A 22,705-nucleotide genomic window follows, 5' to 3' on the forward strand; every position below is an offset into this window, starting at 1 on the left:
ACCCCGGCATTGCCGGGGTTTTTCGTTTTCACAACCGCCTTGGATCAGGCCGCGTTCTTGATCGTCGCCATGTCGATCACGAAGCGGTAGCGCACATCGTTCTTCGCCATGCGCTCCCAGGCTTCGTTGACGTTCTTGATGTCGATCATCTCTACGTCGCTGACGATGCCGTGCTCGGCGCAGAAGTCCATCATCTCCTGGGTTTCGGCCATGCCGCCGATCGCCGAGCCGGTCAGGTTCCTGCGACCAAAGATCACGCTGCCACCGGTCAACGGCGGGTCCAGTTCGGTCAGCACACCGACCAGGCACATGGTCGCTTCGCGCTTGAGCAGGCCCATGTACGGGTTGGTGTCATGGCCGACCGGGATGGTGTTGAGCAGGAAGTCGAAGCTGCCGGCATGCGCCTTCATCTGCTCGGCATCGCGCGAGACCAGCACTTCGTCAGCGCCCAGGCGCTTGGCATCGGCGCCCTTTTCCGGGGTGGTGGTGATCATCACCACGTGCGCGCCGAGCGCCTTGGCGAACTTCACGCCCATGTGGCCGAGGCCACCCAGACCGATCACGCCGACCTTCTGGCCCGGGCCGACCTTCCAGTGGCGCAGCGGCGACCAGGTGGTGATGCCGGCGCACAGCAGCGGCGCGGCTGCCTTCAGGTCCAGCGTTTCGGAGACCTTGACCACGAAACGCTGCTCGACCACCACGTGGTCGGAATAGCCGCCGTAGGTCGGTGCGCCGCTTTCACGCTCGCGGCCGTTGTAGGTCCAGGTCGCACCTTCGGCGCAGTACTGCTCCAGGTCGTGCTGGCAGGCGTCGCAATGGCGGCAGGAATCGACCATGCAGCCGACACCGGCGTGGTCGCCGACCTTGAAGCGGGTGACCTCGCTGCCGACTTCGGTGACCCGGCCGATGATCTCGTGGCCCGGCACCATCGGATAGATCGAGCCACCCCAGTCGTCGCGGGCCTGGTGCAGGTCGGAATGGCAGATGCCGCTGTACAGGATCTCGATGCGCACATCGTTCGGGCCAACCGCGCGGCGCTCGAATTCGAAGGGCACCAGCGGGTCGGTATGGGTGTGGGCGGCGTAACCACGGGCGAGGGACATGGGGAATCCTTGGCAGGGTTTGTCGAAAGGCGTTTTACAATACGCTCCGTACCTCAGGGTAAGAAGCGGATATATCGGCATGATTCATCAAGGCAGACTGCACAATCATGGCCACTGACAATCTGTCCCACCTGGCCGCGTTCGCCGCGGTCGCCCGCCACCGCAGCTTCCGCCGGGCCGGTGCCGAGCTGGCCCTGTCGACCTCGGCGGTGAGCTATGCGATCCGCGCGCTGGAGGAACGGCTGGGGGTGGGCCTGTTCCACCGTACCACCCGCAGCGTGGCCCTGACCGAGGCCGGGCAGCGCCTGCTGGAGCGCCTGCAGCCGGCGCTGGGGCAGGTACATGACGCGCTGGAGGAAATGAACCACTTCCGCGCAGTGCCGGCCGGCCTGCTGCGGATCAATGCGACGCGGGCGGCGGTGGCGACCCAGTTGGGGCCGCGGCTGGCGCGGTTCCTGCACGCGCATCCGGACGTACGGGTGGAGCTGACCGAGAACGATGGTCTGGTCGATATCGTCGCGGAGGGCTACGACGCTGGCGTGCGCCTGCACGAGTTCGTGCCCGAGGACATGGTGGCGGTGCCGATGGGGCCGCCGCTGCGCGGGTTGATCGTCGGTTCACCCGAGTACCTTCGGCGCCGGCCGGCACCGCAGCATCCGCGCGACCTGGCCGCGCATGAGTGCGTGCGCTTCCGCTTCGCCAGCGGCCATCTGTACAAGTGGCAGTTCGAGCGCGAGGGCCAGACCCTGGAGATCGACGTACCGGGTCGGCTGACGTTGTGCGAGCAGGGCACCGTGGTTGGCGCGGTGCTCGATGGCATCGGCCTGGCCTATGTGCTGGAAGACACCGCGCGACCGTATCTGGACGACGGCCGACTGGTGGCGGTGCTGGAAGATTGGAGCGAGCCCTTCGCCGGGTTTGCGCTGTACTACCCGAAACAGCGGCAGATGCCCGGTGCGCTGCGTGCGTTCGTGGATATGTTGCGCGAATGAATCGCGGTGGATCGCATCCACGCGTGGCGTGGATCTACTGCGGAACGACACCCTCCGCGCGTTGCTTGAAGCGGATCAGTAGGTCCACGCCATGCGTGGATTGGCACCTGCTACGCAGCCTGCAGCATCGGTTCCATCAGGTGCAGGCAGTCACGCAGGTGCGCATCCACTGATGCGTCTTCGGCAACTACACCAATGGCGCGTTCGCGCAGGGGTTCGGCCACGGCCATGGACAGCACCAGACGCGCCATCCGTTCTGGATCACCGGCGCGCAGCAGGCCACGCTGCTGCTGCCGCCGCAGCCAGTCCGCCAGCAGCGCACGGCCGCGGCCGATGCCATTGTCCAGATAGGCCCGCAGCAGCGCTTCCTTGCCTGGGAAGTCGGTCGTCAACAGGCGGAACACCCGCACCGCCTGCGCTGACAATGCCTGCGCGCACACCGCCTGCAGTATGTCGTGCAGCAGCGGCAGCACGTCATCGGCGTGGCGGGCATCACGCTGCAACTGCGGTGCGAAGCCATCGGTCCACTCGCGCACCGCCAAGCCCACCAGCTCGTCGCGGTTGCCGGCATGCCGGTACACCGTCTTCTTTGCCACGCCGGCATGCGCGGCGACCGCTTCGATGGTGGTCGCTTCATAGCCCTGCGCCAGCAGCAGATCCAGCGTCGCCTGCAGCACGGCATGGCGAACGTCGGCCTCTGGCCGTGCAGGACGGCCGCGGCGACGGGGAGGAGCGATCGAATCGGGCGGGGCGATAGCGGTCATTGCAAACATTCTAACGCATTTCGATAATTGCGAAACGAATAGCGTTTCCGTATTGTCGGGTCCTCAAATCCCCAAGGACACACCATGGATACCGTTGCCAACGCGCATGCCTGGCTGGACCACCACGACCTGCTTGATCCCTCACCGATGCACCTGGAAACCGGCGTCCAGCGCCGCGCCGACGGCACCTTGCTGGTGGCGGTGCGCACCGACCTGCATGGCTGCAAAGGCCGCATGCTGGACTGGTGGTTCACCTTCTTCGAGACCACCCAGCACATCCGCTGGTGGCACCCGCTGGACCACGTCGAGCACCGTGGCTGGGACGAGGCCTGGCAGCGTGGGCGCAGCTACCATGGCGCCAGCATCCATGCCGTCGAATCGCTGGCCGACATCCCGCCGGTGGCGGCGCGCCTGAAGTTCCACGATCCGCGCACGTTGCTGACACCTGAGCGTCTGCAGGCGGCGCAGGGTGCAGGCGATGTCTCGGCGGTTATTGCCGCACGCATCGGTTTTGGTGACCACGTTCGTCTGGATGCGCACGGTGATCCCTGCGACGGCCAGATGCTGCATGTCGCGCGCGACACGTCGTTCGGCTGCGTGCTTCGCAGCCGCTTCGTGCTTGGCCTGGACAGCGAAGATCCGCAGCGCGATGCCAGCGATGCGGTCGGCCTGGGCCTGCTCAAGCACTGCTATACCGAGTTCAGTTTCCTGTCGCGCCTGCTGCCGTCGCTGTACTACGGGGAACGCGCGAATGACGAGGAGGTGCAATTGCCGTGGTGAATTCGCGCGCTACTCCAGCAGGGTGTCATAGCCTGCATCGCTGAACTGGATCAGGCAGAAGCCGTGGCCGAACGGATCGGACAGCACGGCGATCGTTCCCCAGCGGCGTTCGCGGATGGGATGTTCGAGCGCGGCTCCGGCCGCAACCGCGCGGGCAAGCGCCGCGTCGATGTCAGCGACCACCCAGTCCAGATGCACGGGCGTCCAGTGGCGCTCGTAATCGCGCACATCGCCGTCTTCGGTCGCTGCGCTGCCGGCATCGTTCTGCAGCAGGTACAGCGGTGTGGGGCCACCGAACAGTTCCAGCGCACCGGGGCCGAGGCGACGGCCGCTGTGCAGGCCGAAGGCCCGGGTGTAGAAGGCTTCGGCGGCGCTGATGTCAGGGACGTCGAGGTTGACGATGAAGGAGGCGGCGGAGGCGTTCATGGGGCAGGACCGAGGTCGGGCCAGGCCACGATGCGCTTGTGGCCCGGCAGGATCAAGGCGCGGCACAGCGGCGGCTGCCGCTGCAACGTATCCACGCGTGACGTGGATCTACTGTGCCAGCGGGTAGTCGAGATAGCCCTCGCTGCCGCCGCCGTAATAGGTGTTGCGGTCGGGCGTGGCCAGTGCAACATCGCGCTGCAGGCGCTCGACCAGATCCGGGTTGGCGATGAACGGTTGGCCGAAGGCGGCCAGATCGATGATGCCTTCCTCGACCAGCCGCAGGGCGCGGTCGCGCGTCATGCCGCCGGCCAGGATCACCGTGCCGCCGTAGGCCTGCTTGAAGGCCTTGAGGAAGGCTTCGCCGATAGCCGGTGCGCCGTGCAGGTGGTTATCGTTCAGATGCACATAGGCCAGTCCGCGCTTGCCCAGTTCCTCGGCCAGGTACAGATAGCTGGCTTCGTTTTCTGCATAGGCGGGCATGTCGAAGACCTGGCTGTTAGGCGCAAGGCGCACGCCGACGCGGTGCGCACCGATGCGCGAGGCCATCGCATCCACGGTGTCCAGGATCAGCCGCGCGCGGTTGCGCAGCGAACCGCCGTACACGTCCTGCCGGTCATTGGTGACCGGGTTGAGGAACTGCTCGAACAGATAGCCGTTTGCCGCATGCAGTTCGATGCCATCGAAGCCGGCGGCGATCGCGTTGTCGGCACCCTGCACGAAGTTGGCGACGATGCCCGGCACTTCTTCCGTGCTGAGTGCACGTGGCGGCGTCGGATCGGCATGGCCACGGCTGCCGTCGTCCAGGTACACGAACGAGGTGTTCTTCGGATCGCTCGCCACCGGCCGCGTGCCAGCGCTCACCGGCTGGCCGCCATCGGGCTGCAGCGAGCTGTGTGACATGCGCCCGACGTGCCACAGCTGGGCGAAGATCGCGCCCTGCGCAGCGTGTACGGCGTCGGTGACGAGCTTCCAACCGGCCACCTGCTCGGCCGACCAGATGCCCGGCACGTCGATGTAGCCCTGGCCCTGCGGTGAGACCGGGGTGCCTTCACTGATGATCAGGCCGGCACTGGCGCGCTGCCGGTAATACTGGGCGGTGAGTGCATTGGCGACGGCGCCGGGGTTGCGGGCGCGGGTCATCGGCGCCATCACGATGCGGTTGTGCAGGGGCAGTCCAGTGAGGTCGAAGGGGCGGAACAGGGCGGCGGTCATGTCACTCATCTCGGAGGTGGGAGGGCGCCAACGGCGCGACAGCACCATGATGGAGTTGACATGCAGGCGCATAAAGGCGGTAGATTTCCCGTTAAGCGGGACAATCTGTCCCCAATAAGCGAGCCTGCCGATGCTGCCTGTTGAATCCTTGAATGGCCTGGTGACCTTCGTCACCACGGCGCGCTCGGCCACCTTCACCGAGGCCGCCGACGCGCTGGGCATCTCCCGCTCGGCGGTCGGCAAGGCCATCGCCCGGCTGGAAGCGCGGCTGGGCGTGCGCTTGTTCCATCGCACCACCCGGCGCATCGCGCTGACCACCGACGGCGAGGCGTACTACGCCTCCTGCGCCGCGGCCCTGGATGAAATCGCGGCGGCCGAAGCCTGCCTGGGCTCGGCTGCACATCTGCCGAGCGGTCGCCTGCGCATCGACATGCCGTCTTCATTCGGGCGGCTGGTGGTGCTGCCGGTGCTGCTGCGCATGTGCAATGAACACCCGGACCTGCAGTTGACGATGACCTTCACCGATCACTTCGTTGACCCGGTGGAAGAAGGCATCGATCTGCTGATCCGCTTTGGCGGCCTGCATCACGCCGAGCATCTGGTCGCGCGCAAGCTGGCCAGCCAGCGCCTGGTGACCTGCGCGTCGCCGGCATACCTGCAGGCCTATGGTGTGCCGCAGACGCTGGACGAACTGCGCGACCATCGCAGCGTGGTCGGCTTCCGTCATGGCCAGTCGGTGGCGTGGCGGATCGGCAGCGAGGGCACCAACGGCAGCTTCATCCCCAGTGCCACCCATCAGCTCAACGATGGCGATGCGGTGATCGAGGGGGCCATCGCCGGGTTGGGGATCTGCCAGATGCCGATGTCACTGGTGCGCCATCACCTGGAATCCGGTGCGTTGCAATCGGTACTGGACCGCTGCACGCAGCACCATGTGGACATCCACGCGCTGTGGCCGCAGACGCGGCATCTGCGGCCGAAGGTGCGTTACGTGGTGGAAGAGCTGACCCGGCTGGCCGCAGAGGGGGCCTTTGATTGAGCTCCGGACCGGCTCCTGTATACTATCCCCCAGTATAGTTTCGAGGCCGGTCCACCATGCCGCACTCTCCCGAAGAGAAAAAGAAGGTTCTGGCCCGCGTGCGCCGCATCCGCGGCCAGTGCGATGCGCTGGACCGCGCGCTGGAAGCCGGCGCCGACTGCGGGCCGGTGCTGCAGCAGATCGCCGCCATCCGTGGCGCGGTCAACGGCCTGATGTCCGAAGTGATGGAAGCGCACCTGCGCGAGGAGTTCGGCCAGCCCGCCGCCTCCGATGAACAACGCGCCGAACGCGTGCGCGACATGAGCGCATTGATCCGCTCGTACCTGAAATGAACGACGGCGCGACACAGCGCCGCGCATCCTGTTTTCCGCAAGCCCTTTCTGGAGAGTGCCATCATGAAATCCCGTGCCGCCGTCGCCTTTGGTCCCGGCCAGCCGCTGCAGATCGTCGAGATCGACGTCGCCCCGCCGAAGGCGGGCGAAGTGCTGGTCAAGATCACCCACACCGGTGTCTGCCACACCGATGCGTTCACCCTGTCCGGCGATGATCCGGAAGGCCTGTTCCCGGTGGTGCTGGGCCATGAAGGCGCCGGCATCGTGGTGGAGGTGGGCGAGGGCGTGACCAGCGTCAAGCCGGGCGACCACGTGATTCCGCTGTACACCGCCGAGTGCGGCGAATGCCTGTTCTGCAAGAGCGGCAAGACCAATCTGTGCGTGTCGGTGCGTGCCACCCAGGGCAAGGGCGTGATGCCCGATGGCACCAGTCGCTTCAGCTACAACGGCGAGCCGATCTTTCACTACATGGGCTGCTCGACCTTCAGCGAATACACCGTCGTTGCCGAGGTGTCGCTGGCGAAGATCAACCCGGAAGCGAACCCGGAGCATGTCTGCCTGCTCGGCTGCGGCGTGACCACCGGCATCGGCGCGGTGCACAACACCGCCAAGGTGCAGGAAGGCGACAGCGTGGCCGTGTTCGGCCTGGGCGGCATCGGCCTTGCGGTCATCCAGGGTGCGCGCCAGGCCAAGGCCGGGCGCATCATCGCGGTGGACACCAACCCGTCCAAGTTCGAGCTGGCCCGCGAATTCGGTGCCACCGACTGCATCAACCCGAAGGATCATGACAAGCCGATCCAACAGGTCATCGTTGAAATGACCACCTGGGGCGTGGACCACAGCTTCGAGTGCATCGGCAACGTCAACGTGATGCGTGCGGCGCTGGAATGCGCCCACCGTGGCTGGGGCCAGAGCGTGGTGATCGGCGTGGCCGGTGCCGGGCAGGAAATCTCCACCCGCCCGTTCCAGCTGGTCACCGGCCGCAAGTGGATGGGCACCGCGTTTGGTGGCGTGAAGGGCCGCAGCCAGCTGCCGGGCATGGTCGAAGACGCGATGAGGGGCGATATCGAGCTGGCCCCGTTCGTCACCCACACCATGGACCTGGACAAGATCAACGACGCCTTCGACCTGATGCATGAAGGCAAGTCGATCCGTTCGGTCGTCCACTACTGAGCCGCGCCGGGCGGCAGGCGCTTGCCTGCCGTCCCTCGGGAGGAAACCTCATGGAACGTATCGAACACCGCGCCTGTGCCGGCGGTTGGCAGGATGTCTACCGCCATCATTCGACCACGCTGGGCTGCGACATGCAGTTCGCCGTGTACCTGCCGCCGCAGGCGGAAACGCGGAAGCTGCCGGTGCTGTACTGGCTGAGCGGACTGACCTGCACCGAGCAGAACTTCATCACCAAGGCCGGCGCGCAGCGCTATGCGGCCGAGCACGGCGTGATCATCGTCGCCCCGGACACCAGCCCACGCGGCGATGACGTGGCCGATGCCGAGGGCTATGACCTGGGCAAGGGCGCGGGTTTCTATCTCAACGCCAGCCGTGCGCCGTGGGCCAAGCACTACCGCATGCACGACTACGTCGCTCACGAGCTGCCGGCGTTGATCGAGGCGGGTTTCCCGGCCACCGACGCACGAGGCATCAGTGGCCATTCGATGGGCGGCCATGGCGCGCTGGTGATCGCGCTGCGCAACCCCGGCCGCTACCGCAGCGTGTCGGCGTTCTCGCCGATCGTGGCACCCAGCCACGTGCCGTGGGGGCAGAAGGCATTCGCCGCCTACCTCGGTGACAACCCGGCAGACTGGGCGCAGTGGGATGCCTGCGAACTTGTGGCCCACGCCGGCGAGCGCTTGCCGCTGCTGGTTGACCAGGGCGAGGGGGATGAGTTCCTGCAGACCCAGCTGCAGCCGCAGCGCTTGCAGCAGGCCTGCGAGGCCGTCGGCCATCCGCTGAGCTTGCGCCTGCAGCCCGGCTACGACCACAGCTACTACTTCATCGCCAGCTTCATCGGCGAGCACATCGCCCACCACGCCCGGGCGCTGCACGCCTGACCCTGACGGTAGTGCCGGCCGCTGGCCGGCATTGCCTTGAGAACAGTCGAGCAAGCTCGACGCTACGGCGGCCAGCCGCCACGCATGGCGTGGCGCTTACACGTCGTCTTCTTCTTCCGCCGCTTCACGGCCCTGCTGGCGGATCAAGGCTTGTTCGCGCGCATCGTTGATGGCGTGGCGCACGCTGTCCAGGTCGACGGTGGATTCATCGTGCACGAAGGTGCCGGTGAGCTCACTGTCCGGCAGCAGGCTGCCCGCCTCGAACAGCGCCCACATTTCCTCGCCATACCAGCTGTCCAGCAGTTCGGGCGCGAAACGGCCCAGGTAGGCGGTGAGGTTGTTGACATCCCGCAGCAGCATGCTGCGCGCGGCGTTGTTGCCGCCCGCACTGACCACCTGAGGGAAATCGATCACCACCGGGCCATCGGGACCGACCAGCACGTTGTACGGCGAGAGATCGCCATGGATCAGGCCGCAGCACAGCATGCGCACCACCTGGCGGACCAGGGTCTGGTGGAACTGGCGGGCCTGCTCGGGCTCCAGCTCCACCTCGCCCAGGCGCGCGGCGGAGAAACCGTCGGCATCGGTGACCAGCTCCATCACCAGCACGCCGTGGTAGTAACCGTACGGCTCGGGCACGCGCACGCCGGCATCGCGCAGCTGGTACAGCGCGTCCACCTCGGTGTTCTTCCAGGCCGTTTCCTGCTGCTTGCGGCCGTATTTGCTGGCCTTGCCCACCGCACGCGCCTCGCGGCTGCCGCGCACCTTGCGACCTTCCTGGTACTGCACGCGCTGCTGGAAGCTGCGCTGGGCCATGTCCTTGTAGACCTTCGCGCAGCGCACCTCGTTGCCGCTGCGTACCACGTACACGGCCGCTTCCTTGCCGCTCTTGAGCGGGCGTAGCACTTCATCGATCACGCCGTCGTCGATCAGGGCGCGCAGTCCTTCAGGGGTTTTCACGGGATCTCTGGGGCGGCCGGCGCGGACGCGCTGGCCAGAATGGGTAGGAATCTGCGCATTTTACAGATCGCGGCTGCCCAGCGGCTTCCCGGCTGGCCCGCGAGCGTCGCTGGGCAACCGTCCCACGAGACGGCTGCCACCGTCGCGGATTTTCCAAAGTGGATCACGCCACCGTGGCGGCGCCGCGCGCTATCGTGCGGCCATACGGCCTTGCCGATGGGGGATGCATGCCGGTTGCGTTGGCGCTGCTGTTCGTGGTCTGCCACGGTCTGGTCGTGGCGTTCTGGCCGGGTACGGCCGGAGAGGGATCGTTCGTGTTCCTGACCGCAGCGCCTCTGCTGGCTGCCGCGGCCTGCCTGTGGCGTGGCCAGCGCGACCGCGCTGCACTGGGCTGGCGGGCCACTGCAGTGGCGCTGCTGCTCTGGGCCGGTGGCATGGCCTTCAACATGGCCGACGCGCTGGGGGCTGGGCGGGCCGACATCACCCCGCGCGCCAGCCTGCTGTTGTATGTGCTGTACGGCGTGCCGCTGGTGTTCATCCTGGCCCGCGCCCGTCGCGAACGCCGGATGATCAGTCTGATCGACGGCGTGATGGCCGCCCTGCTGGGCGTGCTGTTCTTCGTGCATACCCAGTCCTTCGCCGACCGCATCGATATCGATGGCCAGGCGATGGCCCACATGCAGCGCATGTTCGACATCCAGAACCTGTGCATCGCCGGCTTCGCGGTGGTGCGCTGGGTCGCTGGCGATGCACCTGAACGACGCAGCTTCTACCGCGCCCTGGCGCTGTATGCACTGTCCTATCTGCTGCTGGCGTTCTACATCAATCACTACACCGCCGAGCAGTCGTTCGGCGCCTACAACGATCTGTTGATCGATCTGCCGTTCCTGCTGCTGGCCCTACTGGCGCTGCGCCAGGCACCTGCGCCGGGCTTCGTGCTGCATCCCCGCCTGCTGCGATTGGTGCAGGCGGGTGGACCGATCATCCTGCCCCTGTTGCTGCTGGTGGTCGGCACCCTGGTGGTGGACCACGCGCGGCCCTTGGCGGTGACCGGTTTCGTGGTGGCGACACTGGGCTTCGGCCTGCGCAGCACCCTGCTGCAGATCGACCTGCTGGAACGACAGGCTGGCCTGGATCAGCTGGCGCGGCAGGATGGCCTGACCGGCGTAGCCAATCGCCGTCAGTTCGATACGCTGTTGCTGGCCGAATGGAACCGTGCGCGTCGCAGCGGCAGCGAAATGGCGTTGCTGCTGGTGGATATCGACCATTTCAAGGCATTCAACGATCAGCACGGTCATCCCGCCGGCGACCGCTGCCTGCAGGCGGTGGCTGCGGTGCTGCAAGCCACCGCAGGGCGCGCGGCCGACAGCGTGGCGCGCTATGGCGGTGAGGAGTTCGCGGTGATCGTGCCCGGCAGTCCGTTGTCGGGTGTGCTGGCGCTGGCCGAGCGCCTGCGCGAGGCGGTGGAAGCGCTGCCGCTGCCGGAAGGCTCGGTCAGCATCAGCGTGGGTGTGGGCTACCTGCATCCGCCAGCGCTGGCCACCGCCGAACAGTTGCTGGCCGATGCCGATGCGGGCCTGTACGCGGCCAAGCGTGCGGGCCGCAACCGGGTCACGCTGCACGCGCGGGTGCTGGATGATGAAAGCGGCGAAGAAGGCCGGATCGACTGCTGACCCGTTCGCGGGCCCGGTAGCTGCCAACCAAGGTTGGCGTCTACCAGAGCGGGCAGGAAACCGGTAGTTGCCAACCAAGGTTGGCATCTACCAGAGCGGCAGGAAACCGGTAGTCGCCAACCTTGGTTGGCAGCCTTTCGCAGAGCGCCAACCAAGGTTGGCATCTACCCCGCAGCGCCGGTCAACTGCTGCGGGTTTCCACCAGCACCGGGCAGGGCGCATGGTCGATCGTCCATTGCCCGACCGAGGGCTCGAACAGGCGCTGCAGGCGTGACAGATGACGGTGGCCGATGACGATCAGGTCGCACTGCAGGCGACGCGCCTGCGCGCTGATCACTTCGCCAGGATCGCCGGAAGGCAGCTGTGCGATGGCGTCCACGCCGCGCTCGCGCAGCTCAGCCAGGGCGTCGGCCAGTACCGCTTCGGCATGCGCCTGCTGCCGGGCGGCGGCGGGATACTCACGGCGGTCGGCATCGGTGGCACCAGCGGCCAGTGCGAATTCGGGGTCAAGCACGCACAGCAGGTGCAGGCGGCTGCGGGGGCCGGCCATGGCGGCGGCCAGATCCAGCACGCGGTCGTGCTGGGGGCCGCCATCAAGCGCGACCAGCAGGGTGTTGAACATGGAAAGCTCCTTTGCAGGGCGCTGATGGTCGCTGATGTCGTCGCGCGCACCCATGCCGTGCGCCGCAGTCAATGCGTGCGCACAACGCAATTCTGGATGATCTGGATTGCAGTAGAGTCATCCCATTTGCGGGAGACTGCCATGCCCTTGCCGGACCTGAACCTGTTGCTGGCACTGGATGTGCTGATCGACGAATGCAGCGTGGCGGCGGCCGCGCGGCGGATGAATCTCAGTGCGCCGGCGATGAGCCGTACCCTGGGCCGGGTACGGGTGGCCCTGGGCGATCCGGTGCTGGTGCGCGCCGGCCGTGGGCTTGCCCCCACGCCACGCGCGCTGGAACTGCGTGAGCAGGTGCGCGATGTGATCGAGCAGGCACACCGCGTGTTCAATGCGGGCCGCGAGGTCGACATGGCCACCCTGGAACGAACGTTCAGCGTGCGGGCCAACGATGTGTTCATCGGCAGCTATGGCGGCCGCCTGCGCGACGTGTTCCGCCAGCAGGCACCGCGCTGCATGCTGCGCTTCGTGCCCGAAGGCGATACCGATGACGATGCGATGGTGCAGGGGCGGATCGACCTGTACATCAGCACGGCCGGCAAGCACAGCCCGGAAACCAAGGTGCAGCACCTGTTCACCACCTCGCTGCTGGGCGCCGCACGCGAGGATCATCCGTTGTTCGACGGCGACATCAGTGTCGAGCGCTTCGCCGCCTGCGACCATATCGCCGTGTCCCGGCGCGGGCTTGCGCACGGCCCGATCGACGAAGAGCTGGCAGCGCTCGGCCTGCAACGACGGGTGGCGGTGGTCATCCCTACCTTCCACGGCGCGATCTTTGCTGCCGCCGATTCGGACCTTGTGCTGCCGCAGATGCCGAGCGTGATGCTCGACCGCATCACCCGCATGGGCCTGCCGCTGCGGATGTTCCCGCTGCCGGTGCCGGTGCGGACCGTAGCGCTGGTGCAGGCCTGGCACCCACGCATGGACAACGACCCGGCCCACCAGTGGCTGCGGCGGGCGATCAAGGGCATGTGCGATTCGGTCGAGGCGGCCCACCACTGATTGCCCGCGGGCGTGCGCCGGACGCACGCCTGCGATGCCGGGCACGCCATTTTTCGCAGGCAACGGCCTTTCTAGACTGCGCTCCCGATAGTTTCACTGAGCGCAATCCAATGACTCCTCATATGCCGTGCACTGCACGGATCGGCAGCTGGCAGTGAGCACGCCCGCCGCCGTACTGCCGGCGCCGGCAGCGCCCCGGCCCGTCGCTGCACCCGGGCTCGACCGGCACATCCTGGTTGGGCTGTGCGGTGTACTGCTGGCGGTGCTGGTGTCGGGCTTCAACGAGAACGTCACCAAGGTCGCGCTGGCCGACATCCGCGGTGCGATGGGTTTCAGCGTCGATGACGGCAGCTGGATCGTGGCGCTGTACAGCGCCATGTCGGTCAGCGCGATGGCATTCGCACCGTGGTGCGCCGCCACCTTCTCGCTGCGCCGCTTTGCGTTGGCGATGATCGGCGGGTTCATGGTGCTGGGCGTGCTGTGCCCGCTCGCCCCCAACCTGCAGACCTTTCTGCTGCTGCGCGCATTGCAGGGCCTGTGTGGGGGCGCGCTGCCGCCGCTGCTGATGAGCGTGGCGCTGCGCTTCCTGCCGCCGGGCATCAAGCTGTACGGCTTGGCCGCCTACGCACTGACCGCCACCTTCGGGCCGAGCATGGGCACTCCGCTGGCCGCATTCTGGGTGGAGCAGGTGGGCTGGCACTGGGCGTTCTGGCAGATCGTGCCGTATTGCCTGGCGGCGATGGCGATGGTCGGCTGGGGCCTGCCACAGGATCCCCTGCGGCTGGAGCGCTTCGCACAGTTCGACGGCGTCGGCCTGATGCTCGGCCTGCCGGCGCTGGTGCTGCTGGTACTGGGCCTGGTGCAGGGCCCGCGCTTGAACTGGTTCGACTCGTCATTGATCACGCTGTTGCTGGGTGGCGGTACCGGGTTGCTGGTGCTGTTCATGATCAACGAGTGGTTCCATCCACTGCCGTTCTTCAAGCTGCAACTGCTGGCCAACCGCAACCTCAGCTACTCGCTGATCACCCTCGGTGGCGTGCTGTTCGTGCTGCTGGCGGTGATCTCCATTCCGTCCGGTTTCCTCGCCAGCGTGCAGGGCTATCGGCCGCAGCAGACTGCGCCGATGCTGCTGTGGGTGGCATTGCCGCAGGTCATCGCGCTGCCGTTGGTCGCCGCATTGCTGAACATCCGCGCGATCGATTGCCGTTGGGTGCAGGCCACCGGCCTGGCGATGCTGGCGCTGGCCTGCTGGCTGGGCGCACATCTGGATGTGAACTGGATCCGCGACAACTTCCTGTGGGTACAACTGCTGCAGGTGTTTGCCCAGCCGATGGCGGTGCTGCCGCTGCTGATGCTGGCCACCGGTGGCCTGGCGCCACAGGACGGCCCCTTCGCATCGGCGTGGTTCAACACGGTGAAGGGCTTTGCCGCGGTACTGGCCAGCGGCGTGCTTGAAGCGGTCGCCCAGGGACGCCGCCATTTCCATTCCACCGTGCTGGTCGACCGCCTCGGCGAACAGCCGTGGCTGGCCGAAGGGCTGCAACTGGGCACGCGCCTGCATGCGCAGGTGCAGGCGTTGACCTCGGCCGATCTCTACCTGTTGGTCGCGTTGGTTGCGCTGGCCTTCATTCCGCTCATTGCCTGGATGCCCACCCGCATCCATCCGCCACGTGCCGTGGCCTGATCCCCTTCGCAGGAATCCCCTCATGACAATCAATCGAACGTATCTCAACGCCGGCCTCGGCCTGGGCGTGCTGCTTCTGGCCGGTGCTGCCTGGCTGTTGCTGCGCGATGGCCGCCACCAGACCACCAACAACGCCTATGTGGTTGCTGATTACACCGTGGTCGCACCGAAGATCGCTGGCTTCGTCAGCGCGGTGAACGTGGAAGACAACCAGGCGGTGAAGGCGGGTGACGTGCTGGCCCGCATCGATGACCGCGACTACCAGGTCGCGTTGCAGGCCGCCCGCGCCGACCTGGCCAATGCGCGTGCGCAGCTCAGCAACGCTCAAGCAGCGCTGGCACAGCAGGGCTCGCTGATCGAACAGGCCAGGGCGAGCGTGGATGTCAGTCGTTCCGAACTGACCCTGGCCAGCGCCGACCAGCAGCGATACCGCGAGCTGGCCCGCGACGGTGCCGGTACGGTGCAGAACGCACAGCAGGCGCAGTCGAAGCAGGCCGTGGCCAGTGCGCATCTGCAACAGGGGCAGGCCGCACTGTCGACCGCACGCCAGCGCACCGACATCCTCATTGCCGGCGTGCAGGCGGCGCAGGCAGCGGTGCAACGCGCAGAAGCGGCGCAGGCGCGCGCCGAACTGGATCTGTCGCACACCGAGCTGCGTGCGCCGATCGACGGCATGGTCGGACGCCGTGCAGTGCGCGTCGGTGCGTACCTGACCCCGGGCACGCCGGTGGCCGCGGTGGTGCCGCTGCAGCAGGCATTCGTGGTCGCCAACTTCCAGGAAACGCAGATGACCCGCATGCAGCCAGGGCAACAGGTTGAGCTGACGGTGGACGTGTTCCCCGGCACACCGTTGCGTGGCCATATCGACAGCATCGCCCCGGCCACTGGCGTGACGTTCGCCGCGATTGCACCGGAAAACGCGACCGGCAACTTCACCAAGGTGGTGCAGCGCATTCCGGTGAAGATCGTGCTGGAGCCGGAGCAGGCACTACTGGGCCAGCTGCGGGCCGGCATGTCGGTGGAAGCCCGCGTGGATCTGCAGAGCCCTCAGCGGGTGCAGAGCGCGCAGCGCGAGCGGCATCGCAAGGGCGGGGAGGGCGCATGAGCCGTGTATTTCCCCGTGTACTGGCTGCAGCGGCACTGTGCACGGCGCTGACCGCCTGCACGCTGGGCCCGGACTTCGTGCGCCCGCAGGCTGAATTGCCCACGCAGTGGCAGGGCGAAGCGGTGGCTTCAGCTGCGCTGGATGACGACGCCAGCTGGTGGTCCGGTTTCGATGATCCGCTGCTGGGACAACTGACGACGCGGGTACTGCAGGCCAATCTCGATCTGCAGCTGGCGGCCAACCGGGTGCAGCAGAGCCGCGCTGCGCGTGGCATCACCGCTGCCGACCGGCTGCCCAGCGTCAGCGCCACTGCCAGTGGCGTACGCGCGCGCAACAGCGAGGTAGGCCTGAACGATCCGTCCGGTAATGGCGGTCGCGATGACTATGGGCTGTTCCAGTCCGGCATCGGCATGAGCTGGGAGCTGGATCTATGGGGACGCGTACGCCGTCAGGTGGAAGCGGCCGACGCACGTGTGCAGATGGCTGAGGAAGATGCACACGCGGCGCGCATTGCGCTGCTGGCCGAGACCGCGCGTGATTACCTGCAGTTGCGCGCGACGCGCCAGCTGCTGGCCATCACCGAGGACAACCTCAGCATCGCCCACGACATCAAGCGGCTGACCGAAGCGCGCCAGCGCCAGGGCGTGGCCAGCACGTTGCAGGTCTCCAGCGCGGCGGCGCAGGTGGCATCGCTACAGGCCCGCATCGCACCGCTGCGGCACCGTGAATCGCAGCTGTGCAATGCACTCGCGTTCCTGCTGGCACAGCCGCCGCAGGCGCTGGATGCGCAGCTGCGGAGCGCGCGCCGCGATTGGCCCGCGTTGCCGGCCGTGGCCGTGGGCGTGCCCAGTGAACTGGCCGAGCGTCGCCCGGATGTCCGCCGCGCCGAGGCTGCACTGCATGCTGCCACGGCGGGAATTGGCGTGGCCAAGGCCAGCTTCCTGCCGCGCATCACCTTGAATGGTGATGCCGGTTTCCAGGCCAGGCAGCTGGATGATCTGGATGGCTGGAACGCGCATCGCTTCAGTATCGGCCCGTCGATCAGCCTGCCGATCTTCCAGGGCGGACGCCTGAAGGCCAACCTGGCGCTGAGCAGGCTTCAGCAGCAACAGGCGGCGCTGCAGTTCCGCCGTACCGTGCTGCAGGCCTGGCATGAAGTGGACGATGCCATCGACGGCTATGCCGCCGAACAGCAGCGTGCCGCGCAGCTGCACGTGGCGGTGGATGAGAGCGAGACGGCGCTGGGTGCGGCACGTCGGCAGTACCAGGCCGGCGTGGTCGACATGCTGGATGTGTTGAGCACCCAGCGCATCGCGCTGGACAACCAGGCCGCGCTGGCCAACAGCCAGGCGACCACCGCGATTGCACGCGTAGAGCTGTATCGCGCACTGGGTGGCGGTTGGTAAGGCGCAGGATGGGTAGTGCCGGCCGCTGGCCGGCAGATGCCGTATGCATGAGTTGCCGGCCAGCGGCCGGCACTATCCTGGCAGGCAGCCCGCGTCAGGCCGCCGGCTTTTCGCGTTTGCGGAACAGCAGATAAGGCCAGATACCGATCAACACCGCTGCGATGACCGTGCCGTAGACCAGCGCGAACACTGACTTGCCCGGCTCGGTCCAGACCATGCCCAGCAGAAGCAGGCCGAACACGATGGTCGGCCCGCCCAGCAGGATCATGGCGAAGGTCTTTATCCGTCCACTGGTGGGCGCATTGGCGAGCTTGCCGACCATGTCGGTACCACCGAAATGCACCTGCAGTGCATCGTTGGTGGAACGGGCGGGCTGCGGTTTTGCGGGTTCCGGCGGCGCTACCGGTTGCTGCAGGTCCATGTCCTGAGTCGCCGACGGCAGCAGGTCCGACAGGTTGGTCTGCTCGATGAGCGCTTTCAGCTTGGGGTCCATGTGCAATCCGTGCGGTCACCGTTGGCGGCGGCACGATACCAGCACACTCAGATGCCGGGTAGTGCCGGCCGCTGGCCGGCAGCTCGGCAAGGTGAAGCCGGTAGATGCCAACCTTGGTTGGCAGCCTTCAGGAAAGCGCCAACCAGGGTTGGCGCCTACCAGAGCCGGAACTCAACGCACGTCGCGCAGTTCCCAGTGGTGCCCGGCCAGCAGGCGCAGGCGCTGCTTGAATACGTCACTGTCGATGCGGGTGGTGGCCACCAGATTGATGCGCAGGTCCTTCTGCTCACCGGTCACGGTGGCCTCCGGATCGGTCGCGCCCCACTGCGGCTCCACCGCATCCGGGTCCGGCTGCTTGTCGCGCCAACGCTCGAACAGGCTGCCATTGCGCAGCGCGTTCTGCAGTTCTTCGGCGAAGCCGGCAGCGCCCTGCGAATGGAAAGACAGGTCGGGGTCGTTGCCGCGGGCCTTGGACGGTTCGGGCAGGCTGATGTGGTACTGCGCAGGCATGTTGATCTCCTTGAGGTGCGGCTAGGCTGGCATAGGCGCGGTGGAATCGATGTGCAGATTCCAGAGCACGGTTTGCCTTCATTCAAACCGATGGGGCCCATCGGCGAAGCCCACGGTGACCGCGCCCTTGCCGACGTTGACCATGCCGGTCAGGCTCATCACCGATTCGTACACGGTCACGCCATGGCCGGCGCAGACCTCCTTCATCTGCGCATAGCCGGGCAGGGCGCGCAGCTCGTCCAGTTCGCCGCCGTAGCTGACGCACACGGTCGGCGTCATCAGGCCGGCGCGTACGCGCTGGCCGACCACGCCGAACAGCTTCAGCACGGCGTTGTCGAAACCCTTGATCTTCGCCACCGGCCCAGTCTCGCCGCGATAGCCATGCAGCACTGGCTTGATGTCCAGCGCACTGCCCAGTGCTGCGCTGAGCAGCCCAACGCTGCGGTCGCCCTTGTGCCGGGCGCGGGCACGCATGTAGTACAGGTCGCGGGTGACCATGTAGCCGTGCACGTTGCCGGCCAGTTCTTCCAGACGCTCGCGTATCTGCTGCACGCTGGCATCACTGGCGCGCAGGCGCACTGCTTCCACCGCCGTCACCGCCTGTGCGGCGAACAGGTTCTGGGTATCCAGCACGCGCAGCGCGAACGGCGAGTTGAAGCCTGCCGCCTGCCGCACCGGCTTGTAGTCGTTGAGGATGGCGAAGCTGGCCTGCAGCGCGTTGTCGTGGATCGGGCTGCGGGTCTTGGTGATGGTCATGCAGAACACATGGTCGTAGTCGATCACCAAGCGCTGCAGGAACAGGTCGCGGATCTGGTTGACGCTGAAGGGGATGGTCTCCGCTTCGGCGCCGTGCTCGGCGACGTGCGCGTGCAGGAAGCTGAGCGTTGCCTGCTCGTCGCGATGGTCGGCGAGTACGGCCTCGCCGATCCGCACGGTGATCGGCAGCAGCACGATGTTGTGCTCGGCAATGAAGTCCTGCGGCAGGTCGCAGGCAGAGTCGACGACGATTCCGATGCGCATCCGCGGCTCCCCCTCCAGGGCGGTTGTAGGTTCGGAAATGTGAAAACTATCTCAAAACGGGATCGGGCGCGCGAGGGAAATGCGCCACTGCCTGTTCAGCGACTGCGCTGCACCGCCATCGGCAGGGCCACGGCGTGCTGCCAGTCCGGCCGGTCCAGCAGGCTGGGGTCGTCCAGCACCGCCGCCATCAGTGGGTGGGTATCGTTGCCCCAGAACAGTTCGTCGTCGATGGCCAGGGTCGGCACGCCGAACACCCCGGCCTCGATCGCCGCCTCGGTGTTGCGACGCAACTGCTCCTTGATGGCCGGCCCGCCAATGGCTGCCTCTACGTCGCTGATACCCAGCCGGGCGGCGGGTTCGCGAAGGGTCTCGGCCGAGTCGCCGGCGTTGCCGTCGCGCCAGATCCAGTCGAAAAGCGCGTCCACCGCCGCAGTGCTGGCACCGGCGGCCAGGCACAGGCGCAGGGCCGCCAGCGGATTGAACGGGTGCCCGGGCGGGAAGCGCAGAGGGGTGCCCTCGGCCTGCGCAGTCCACAGCAGCTGGCGGTACATGAAGCGGCGCTTGGCCGGAATCTCCGCCGGGCCCAGGTTGCCCAGATGGTGCAGCACCGCACCAAAGGCGATGGGCACCGGTTGCATGCGCCCGAACTGCGGCAGCCGTTTCACCTTCTGCCAGTGCAGGTAGGAGTAGGGCGAGACGAAGTCGAAATACCAGCGCAGGGTAGGCATCGATGGCTCCTCGTAACGGTCAGGGCTGCGCGTTGCGCTGCAGGTAGCGGTCGCGCAGTTCGGTCTGGCGCGAGAGCATCGGCATCGCCCGGCCGCCCAGCCAGACCTGCTCGGCATAGTGCGCCACATCCAGCGGATCGCCTTCCCACAGCACCAGGTCGGCGCGCTTGCCCGGCTCGATGCTGCCGATCTGGTCGGCCACGCCCAGCACCTCGGCCGGTACCCGGGTCAGCCCGGCCAGTCCGTCGGCCCAGGGCAGGCCATTGGCCACCGCGTTGCCGGCCAGCTGGCGCATCTTGCGCGCGTTGTGCGAGGCGTCATCGCGCTGAGCGAAGGCCACCGGTACGCCCGCGCGCTGCAGCCGCGCGGCGTTCTCCAGGGTGGCGCCGATCTGGTCGAAGGTCGTCGGCAGGTTGCCCAGCGCGTCGACGAATACCGGCACCTTGGCCGCTGCCAGTTCCGGTGCCAGCTGCCAGGCCTCGGCACCGCCGGCGACGGCGATCTTCACCTTCTCGCGGGCCGCCCAGCGCAGCAGCTGGCGGATGTCGGCTGCACGGTCCACTTCCACCACGATGCGGCCCTGCCCGGACAGATAGCGGGCCAGCGTGCGGCGGCCGGCCGGGGTCAGCAGCGCATGCGGCGAATCGGCGTCGACCTGGCCGCGTGCCTCGTCCACCATCTGCTGCAGCAGCATCCACTGCGCTGCACGCGATTGACCGGTCAGTTCAGATGCTGCAGCACCCAGGCGCAGGAACAGCGCGCGCGGGCCGATCGGGTCGGCACTGCCATCGAAACGCACCACGCCGCCCTGGCCGGCGACGAAGCCACCGCCGGTGGCCGCGCCCAGCGCAGTGAAGCCGATGCCGTCCAGGCGCGCCACCGGAATCAGCACGGACGCCGGGTTATAGGCCAGTGTCACGTCGAACTCCGGGCGCAGCGGCTGCTCGCCGATCTTCAGTGCGCTGTCGACCGTGCTCGATTCACCGGATACTTCCTCGATGCCGATCTCGGTGATGCCACCGAACAGGGCAGGGGTCAGCATGCGGCCCTTGGCTTCGACCATCGGCACACCGGCCGGTGCGGACAGGCCCCGGCCCACCGCACGGATGATGCCGCCCTGCACCAGCACATCGGCGTCCTCCACGTTGCCACGTGCGCTGGCGGTAGCGACGGTCGCACCGCGCACCAGCAGGTCCTGCGCCGAGGCTGCGGTTGTCATCACCAACAGCGCAACCAAGGTCGCGCCGGGCCATGCCCGGCGACGCTTGTTCACCATGCCCATCAGCGCAACTCCTGTCCAAGCTGGAAATCCGACCGCGGCGTTGCCGGTGGGGTGCTACGGTCGTACACACGGCGGCCATCGACGAATACCTGTTCGGCCAGTGCATACGAACTGAAGGGATTGCCGTTCCAGATCACCACGTCGGCCATCTTTCCGGCCTCCAGCGTGCCGGTCTGCGCCTCGATGCCCAGCGCCTTGGCGGCGTTGGCGGTCATCCAGGTGATCGCGCGTTCCGGCGCGATCTCCGGCATGTGCGCGCGGCGCGCGGCGGCCATCACCTTGGCTGCTTCCTGGTTCAGGCGCTGGATGCCCTCGGGCGAGTCGGAGTGGACGATGGCGCAGCTGTTCTTCGGCCGGTCGACCAGCGCGATGTTCTCGGCGATGCCGTCGAAGGCTTCCATCTTGAAGCCCCACCAGTCGGCCCACAGTGCCCCGCACACGCCTTCGGCCGCCAGCCGGTCGGCCAGTTTGTAGGCCTCCACACCATGGTGGAAGGCGGCCACCTTGAAGCCGAATTCCTTGGACAGGTCGAGCATGGTGGCCATTTCATCGGCGCGATAGCAGTGGATGTGCACGCGGATATCGCCCTGGATCGCACCGGCCAGCGTATCCAGCTTGAGGTCGCGCTTGCCGCCGGCGTCACCGGCGCTGTCGCCCTTGTCGCTGCCGAACCAGCCCTTGCGCTTGGTCGGCTTCGGTTTGTTCTTGGCGATGTAGTCGGCCGCGTCGATGAAGGCTGCGCGGTAACCGGCCACGTTGCCCATCCGGGTGGCAGGTGCCACGCCCTTGCCGCCACCGTAGACGCGCTTGGGGTTCTCGCCGCAGGCCATCTTCAGGCCCCACGGCGCGCCGGGGAACTTCATCGCCTGGTAGGTGGTGGCAGGCACGTTCTTCAGCGTTACGCCGCGGCCACCAACGAGGTTGGCTGAGCCGGGCAGCACCTGCATGCTGGTCACCCCGCCTGCCAGTGCCGCCTGGAAACCGGGGTCCTGCGGCCATACCGAATGCTCGGCCCAGACGTTGGCGGTGACCGGTGCGGTCATCTCGTTGCCGTCGCTGTGCGCGCCGACACCGGGGCTGGGATAGACGCCCAGGTGCGAATGCACGTCGATCAGGCCGGGAGTCACCCATTTGCCGTCGGCGTTGATGCGGGTGACGCTGGCATCGACCTGCAGCGCATCGCCGACGGCGACGATGCGGCCATCGCGCAGCAGCACATCGGCGTTGTCGAGGCGCTGGCCGGTGCCGGTCAGCACCGTGGCGTTCTGGATCAGCAACGGCCCATCGGGATGCGCCTGGTAGGTGCTCGGGTAGGGATCGGCCACGAAGCGCGAAGCGCCCACGGCTGGCGCCGTGCTCAGCGATACCAGCGCCAGACCCAACCCGGCGCGCAACAACGTCGATGTCATGCAGATCCCCTTGGCAGCGTGTTCAACCCACCGACGCTAGCCGGGAGCACGG

At 67.1% G+C, this 22,705-nt stretch carries 23 protein-coding genes; 11 read left to right on the top strand and 12 right to left on the bottom strand.

Annotated features, from left to right (window positions below):
- Positions 1 to 44 precede the first annotated feature (44 nt).
- A complete protein-coding gene (locus AC07UW_RS06275) occupies positions 45 to 1,103 on the bottom strand; it encodes an NAD(P)-dependent alcohol dehydrogenase (RefSeq protein WP_223496540.1) in 1,059 nt (352 codons plus the stop codon).
- A 107-nt stretch (positions 1,104 to 1,210) separates the two neighbouring features.
- Here AC07UW_RS06275 and AC07UW_RS06280 point away from each other — a divergent pair, with 107 nt between their 5' ends.
- A complete protein-coding gene (locus AC07UW_RS06280; protein WP_100462607.1) occupies positions 1,211 to 2,095 on the top strand; it encodes a LysR family transcriptional regulator in 885 nt (294 codons plus the stop codon).
- Between the two features lie 110 nt (positions 2,096 to 2,205).
- Here AC07UW_RS06280 and AC07UW_RS06285 read toward each other — a convergent pair whose 3' ends face one another.
- Positions 2,206 to 2,868 carry a TetR/AcrR family transcriptional regulator gene (locus AC07UW_RS06285; protein ID WP_425541357.1) on the bottom strand — a complete coding sequence of 221 codons (663 nt, stop codon included), beginning with the start codon at positions 2,866 to 2,868 and terminating at the stop codon, positions 2,206 to 2,208.
- Between the two features lie 75 nt (positions 2,869 to 2,943).
- Here AC07UW_RS06285 and AC07UW_RS06290 point away from each other — a divergent pair, with 75 nt between their 5' ends.
- Positions 2,944 to 3,639 carry a DAPG hydrolase family protein gene (locus tag AC07UW_RS06290; RefSeq protein ID WP_495211650.1) on the top strand — a complete coding sequence of 232 codons (696 nt, stop codon included), beginning with the start codon at positions 2,944 to 2,946 and terminating at the stop codon, positions 3,637 to 3,639.
- 9 nt (positions 3,640 to 3,648) lie between these two features.
- Here AC07UW_RS06290 and AC07UW_RS06295 read toward each other — a convergent pair whose 3' ends face one another.
- Both AC07UW_RS06295 and AC07UW_RS06300 read right to left on the bottom strand, forming a co-directional pair.
- Entirely contained in the window at positions 3,649 to 4,065 is a 417-nt protein-coding gene (locus AC07UW_RS06295; protein ID WP_495211651.1) for a VOC family protein, read from the bottom strand.
- Between the two features lie 108 nt (positions 4,066 to 4,173).
- Positions 4,174 to 5,277: an alkene reductase gene (locus AC07UW_RS06300; protein WP_495211652.1), complete on the bottom strand. Its 1,104-nt coding sequence runs from the start codon at positions 5,275 to 5,277 to the stop codon at positions 4,174 to 4,176.
- Between the two features lie 130 nt (positions 5,278 to 5,407).
- On the opposite strand from AC07UW_RS06300, the gene AC07UW_RS06305 reads away from it, so the two are divergent.
- The 4 genes from AC07UW_RS06305 to fghA all read left to right on the top strand — a co-directional run bounded on the left by AC07UW_RS06305 (position 5,408) and on the right by fghA (position 8,702).
- On the top strand, positions 5,408 to 6,316 hold the full coding sequence (locus tag AC07UW_RS06305) for a LysR family transcriptional regulator (protein WP_495211653.1): 909 nt from the start codon (positions 5,408 to 5,410) through the stop codon (positions 6,314 to 6,316).
- Between the two features lie 56 nt (positions 6,317 to 6,372).
- The gene (gene frmR, locus AC07UW_RS06310; RefSeq protein ID WP_005411009.1) at positions 6,373 to 6,648 is read left to right on the top strand and encodes a formaldehyde-responsive transcriptional repressor FrmR; all 276 of its coding nucleotides are present in this window, start codon (positions 6,373 to 6,375) and stop codon (positions 6,646 to 6,648) included.
- A gap of 63 nt (positions 6,649 to 6,711) precedes the next feature.
- Positions 6,712 to 7,821, top strand: a complete 1,110-nt coding sequence (locus AC07UW_RS06315; RefSeq protein WP_495211654.1) for an S-(hydroxymethyl)glutathione dehydrogenase/class III alcohol dehydrogenase — start codon at positions 6,712 to 6,714, stop codon at positions 7,819 to 7,821.
- 50 nt (positions 7,822 to 7,871) lie between these two features.
- A complete protein-coding gene (fghA, locus tag AC07UW_RS06320; protein WP_495211655.1) occupies positions 7,872 to 8,702 on the top strand; it encodes an S-formylglutathione hydrolase in 831 nt (276 codons plus the stop codon).
- Between the two features lie 96 nt (positions 8,703 to 8,798).
- Here the strand turns inward: fghA and AC07UW_RS06325 are convergent, their stop codons facing one another.
- Entirely contained in the window at positions 8,799 to 9,662 is an 864-nt protein-coding gene (locus tag AC07UW_RS06325) for a PA4780 family RIO1-like protein kinase (protein WP_025874091.1), read from the bottom strand.
- A gap of 227 nt (positions 9,663 to 9,889) precedes the next feature.
- Here AC07UW_RS06325 and AC07UW_RS06330 point away from each other — a divergent pair, with 227 nt between their 5' ends.
- The gene (locus tag AC07UW_RS06330; RefSeq protein WP_336032090.1) at positions 9,890 to 11,335 is read left to right on the top strand and encodes a GGDEF domain-containing protein; all 1,446 of its coding nucleotides are present in this window, start codon (positions 9,890 to 9,892) and stop codon (positions 11,333 to 11,335) included.
- A gap of 181 nt (positions 11,336 to 11,516) precedes the next feature.
- Here the strand turns inward: AC07UW_RS06330 and AC07UW_RS06335 are convergent, their stop codons facing one another.
- The gene (locus tag AC07UW_RS06335) at positions 11,517 to 11,957 is read right to left on the bottom strand and encodes a universal stress protein (protein ID WP_495211656.1); all 441 of its coding nucleotides are present in this window, start codon (positions 11,955 to 11,957) and stop codon (positions 11,517 to 11,519) included.
- A gap of 141 nt (positions 11,958 to 12,098) precedes the next feature.
- On the opposite strand from AC07UW_RS06335, the gene AC07UW_RS06340 reads away from it, so the two are divergent.
- From AC07UW_RS06340 to AC07UW_RS06355, 4 genes are all read left to right on the top strand, one after another.
- A complete protein-coding gene (locus tag AC07UW_RS06340; protein WP_025874094.1) occupies positions 12,099 to 13,016 on the top strand; it encodes a LysR family transcriptional regulator in 918 nt (305 codons plus the stop codon).
- Positions 13,017 to 13,170: 154 nt separating this feature from the next.
- Entirely contained in the window at positions 13,171 to 14,700 is a 1,530-nt protein-coding gene (locus tag AC07UW_RS06345; protein ID WP_495211657.1) for an MFS transporter, read from the top strand.
- A 22-nt stretch (positions 14,701 to 14,722) separates the two neighbouring features.
- Entirely contained in the window at positions 14,723 to 15,805 is a 1,083-nt protein-coding gene (locus AC07UW_RS06350; RefSeq protein ID WP_495211658.1) for an HlyD family secretion protein, read from the top strand.
- Positions 15,802 to 17,211 (top strand): efflux transporter outer membrane subunit, encoded by a 1,410-nt coding sequence (locus tag AC07UW_RS06355; RefSeq protein WP_495211659.1) that lies wholly within the window; start codon positions 15,802 to 15,804, stop codon positions 17,209 to 17,211. Before AC07UW_RS06350 ends, AC07UW_RS06355 begins: the two co-directional genes overlap by 4 nt.
- 94 nt (positions 17,212 to 17,305) lie before the next feature.
- Here AC07UW_RS06355 and AC07UW_RS06360 read toward each other — a convergent pair whose 3' ends face one another.
- From AC07UW_RS06360 to AC07UW_RS06385, 6 genes are all read right to left on the bottom strand, one after another.
- The gene (locus tag AC07UW_RS06360; protein WP_080149858.1) at positions 17,306 to 17,704 is read right to left on the bottom strand and encodes a hypothetical protein; all 399 of its coding nucleotides are present in this window, start codon (positions 17,702 to 17,704) and stop codon (positions 17,306 to 17,308) included.
- A gap of 171 nt (positions 17,705 to 17,875) precedes the next feature.
- Entirely contained in the window at positions 17,876 to 18,214 is a 339-nt protein-coding gene (locus tag AC07UW_RS06365) for a hypothetical protein (protein WP_025874099.1), read from the bottom strand.
- Between the two features lie 78 nt (positions 18,215 to 18,292).
- Positions 18,293 to 19,234 carry a DegV family protein gene (locus tag AC07UW_RS06370; protein ID WP_223496515.1) on the bottom strand — a complete coding sequence of 314 codons (942 nt, stop codon included), beginning with the start codon at positions 19,232 to 19,234 and terminating at the stop codon, positions 18,293 to 18,295.
- A gap of 95 nt (positions 19,235 to 19,329) precedes the next feature.
- Positions 19,330 to 19,962 (bottom strand): 2-hydroxychromene-2-carboxylate isomerase, encoded by a 633-nt coding sequence (locus tag AC07UW_RS06375; protein ID WP_495211660.1) that lies wholly within the window; start codon positions 19,960 to 19,962, stop codon positions 19,330 to 19,332.
- A 19-nt stretch (positions 19,963 to 19,981) separates the two neighbouring features.
- Positions 19,982 to 21,244: an amidohydrolase family protein gene (locus AC07UW_RS06380; protein ID WP_495211661.1), complete on the bottom strand. Its 1,263-nt coding sequence runs from the start codon at positions 21,242 to 21,244 to the stop codon at positions 19,982 to 19,984.
- Positions 21,244 to 22,653, bottom strand: a complete 1,410-nt coding sequence (locus tag AC07UW_RS06385) for an amidohydrolase (RefSeq protein ID WP_495211662.1) — start codon at positions 22,651 to 22,653, stop codon at positions 21,244 to 21,246. Before AC07UW_RS06385 ends, AC07UW_RS06380 begins: the two co-directional genes overlap by 1 nt.
- Between the last annotated feature and the right edge of the window lie 52 nt (positions 22,654 to 22,705).

Source organism: Stenotrophomonas sp. GW821-FHT02D01 (genome assembly GCF_059421765.1).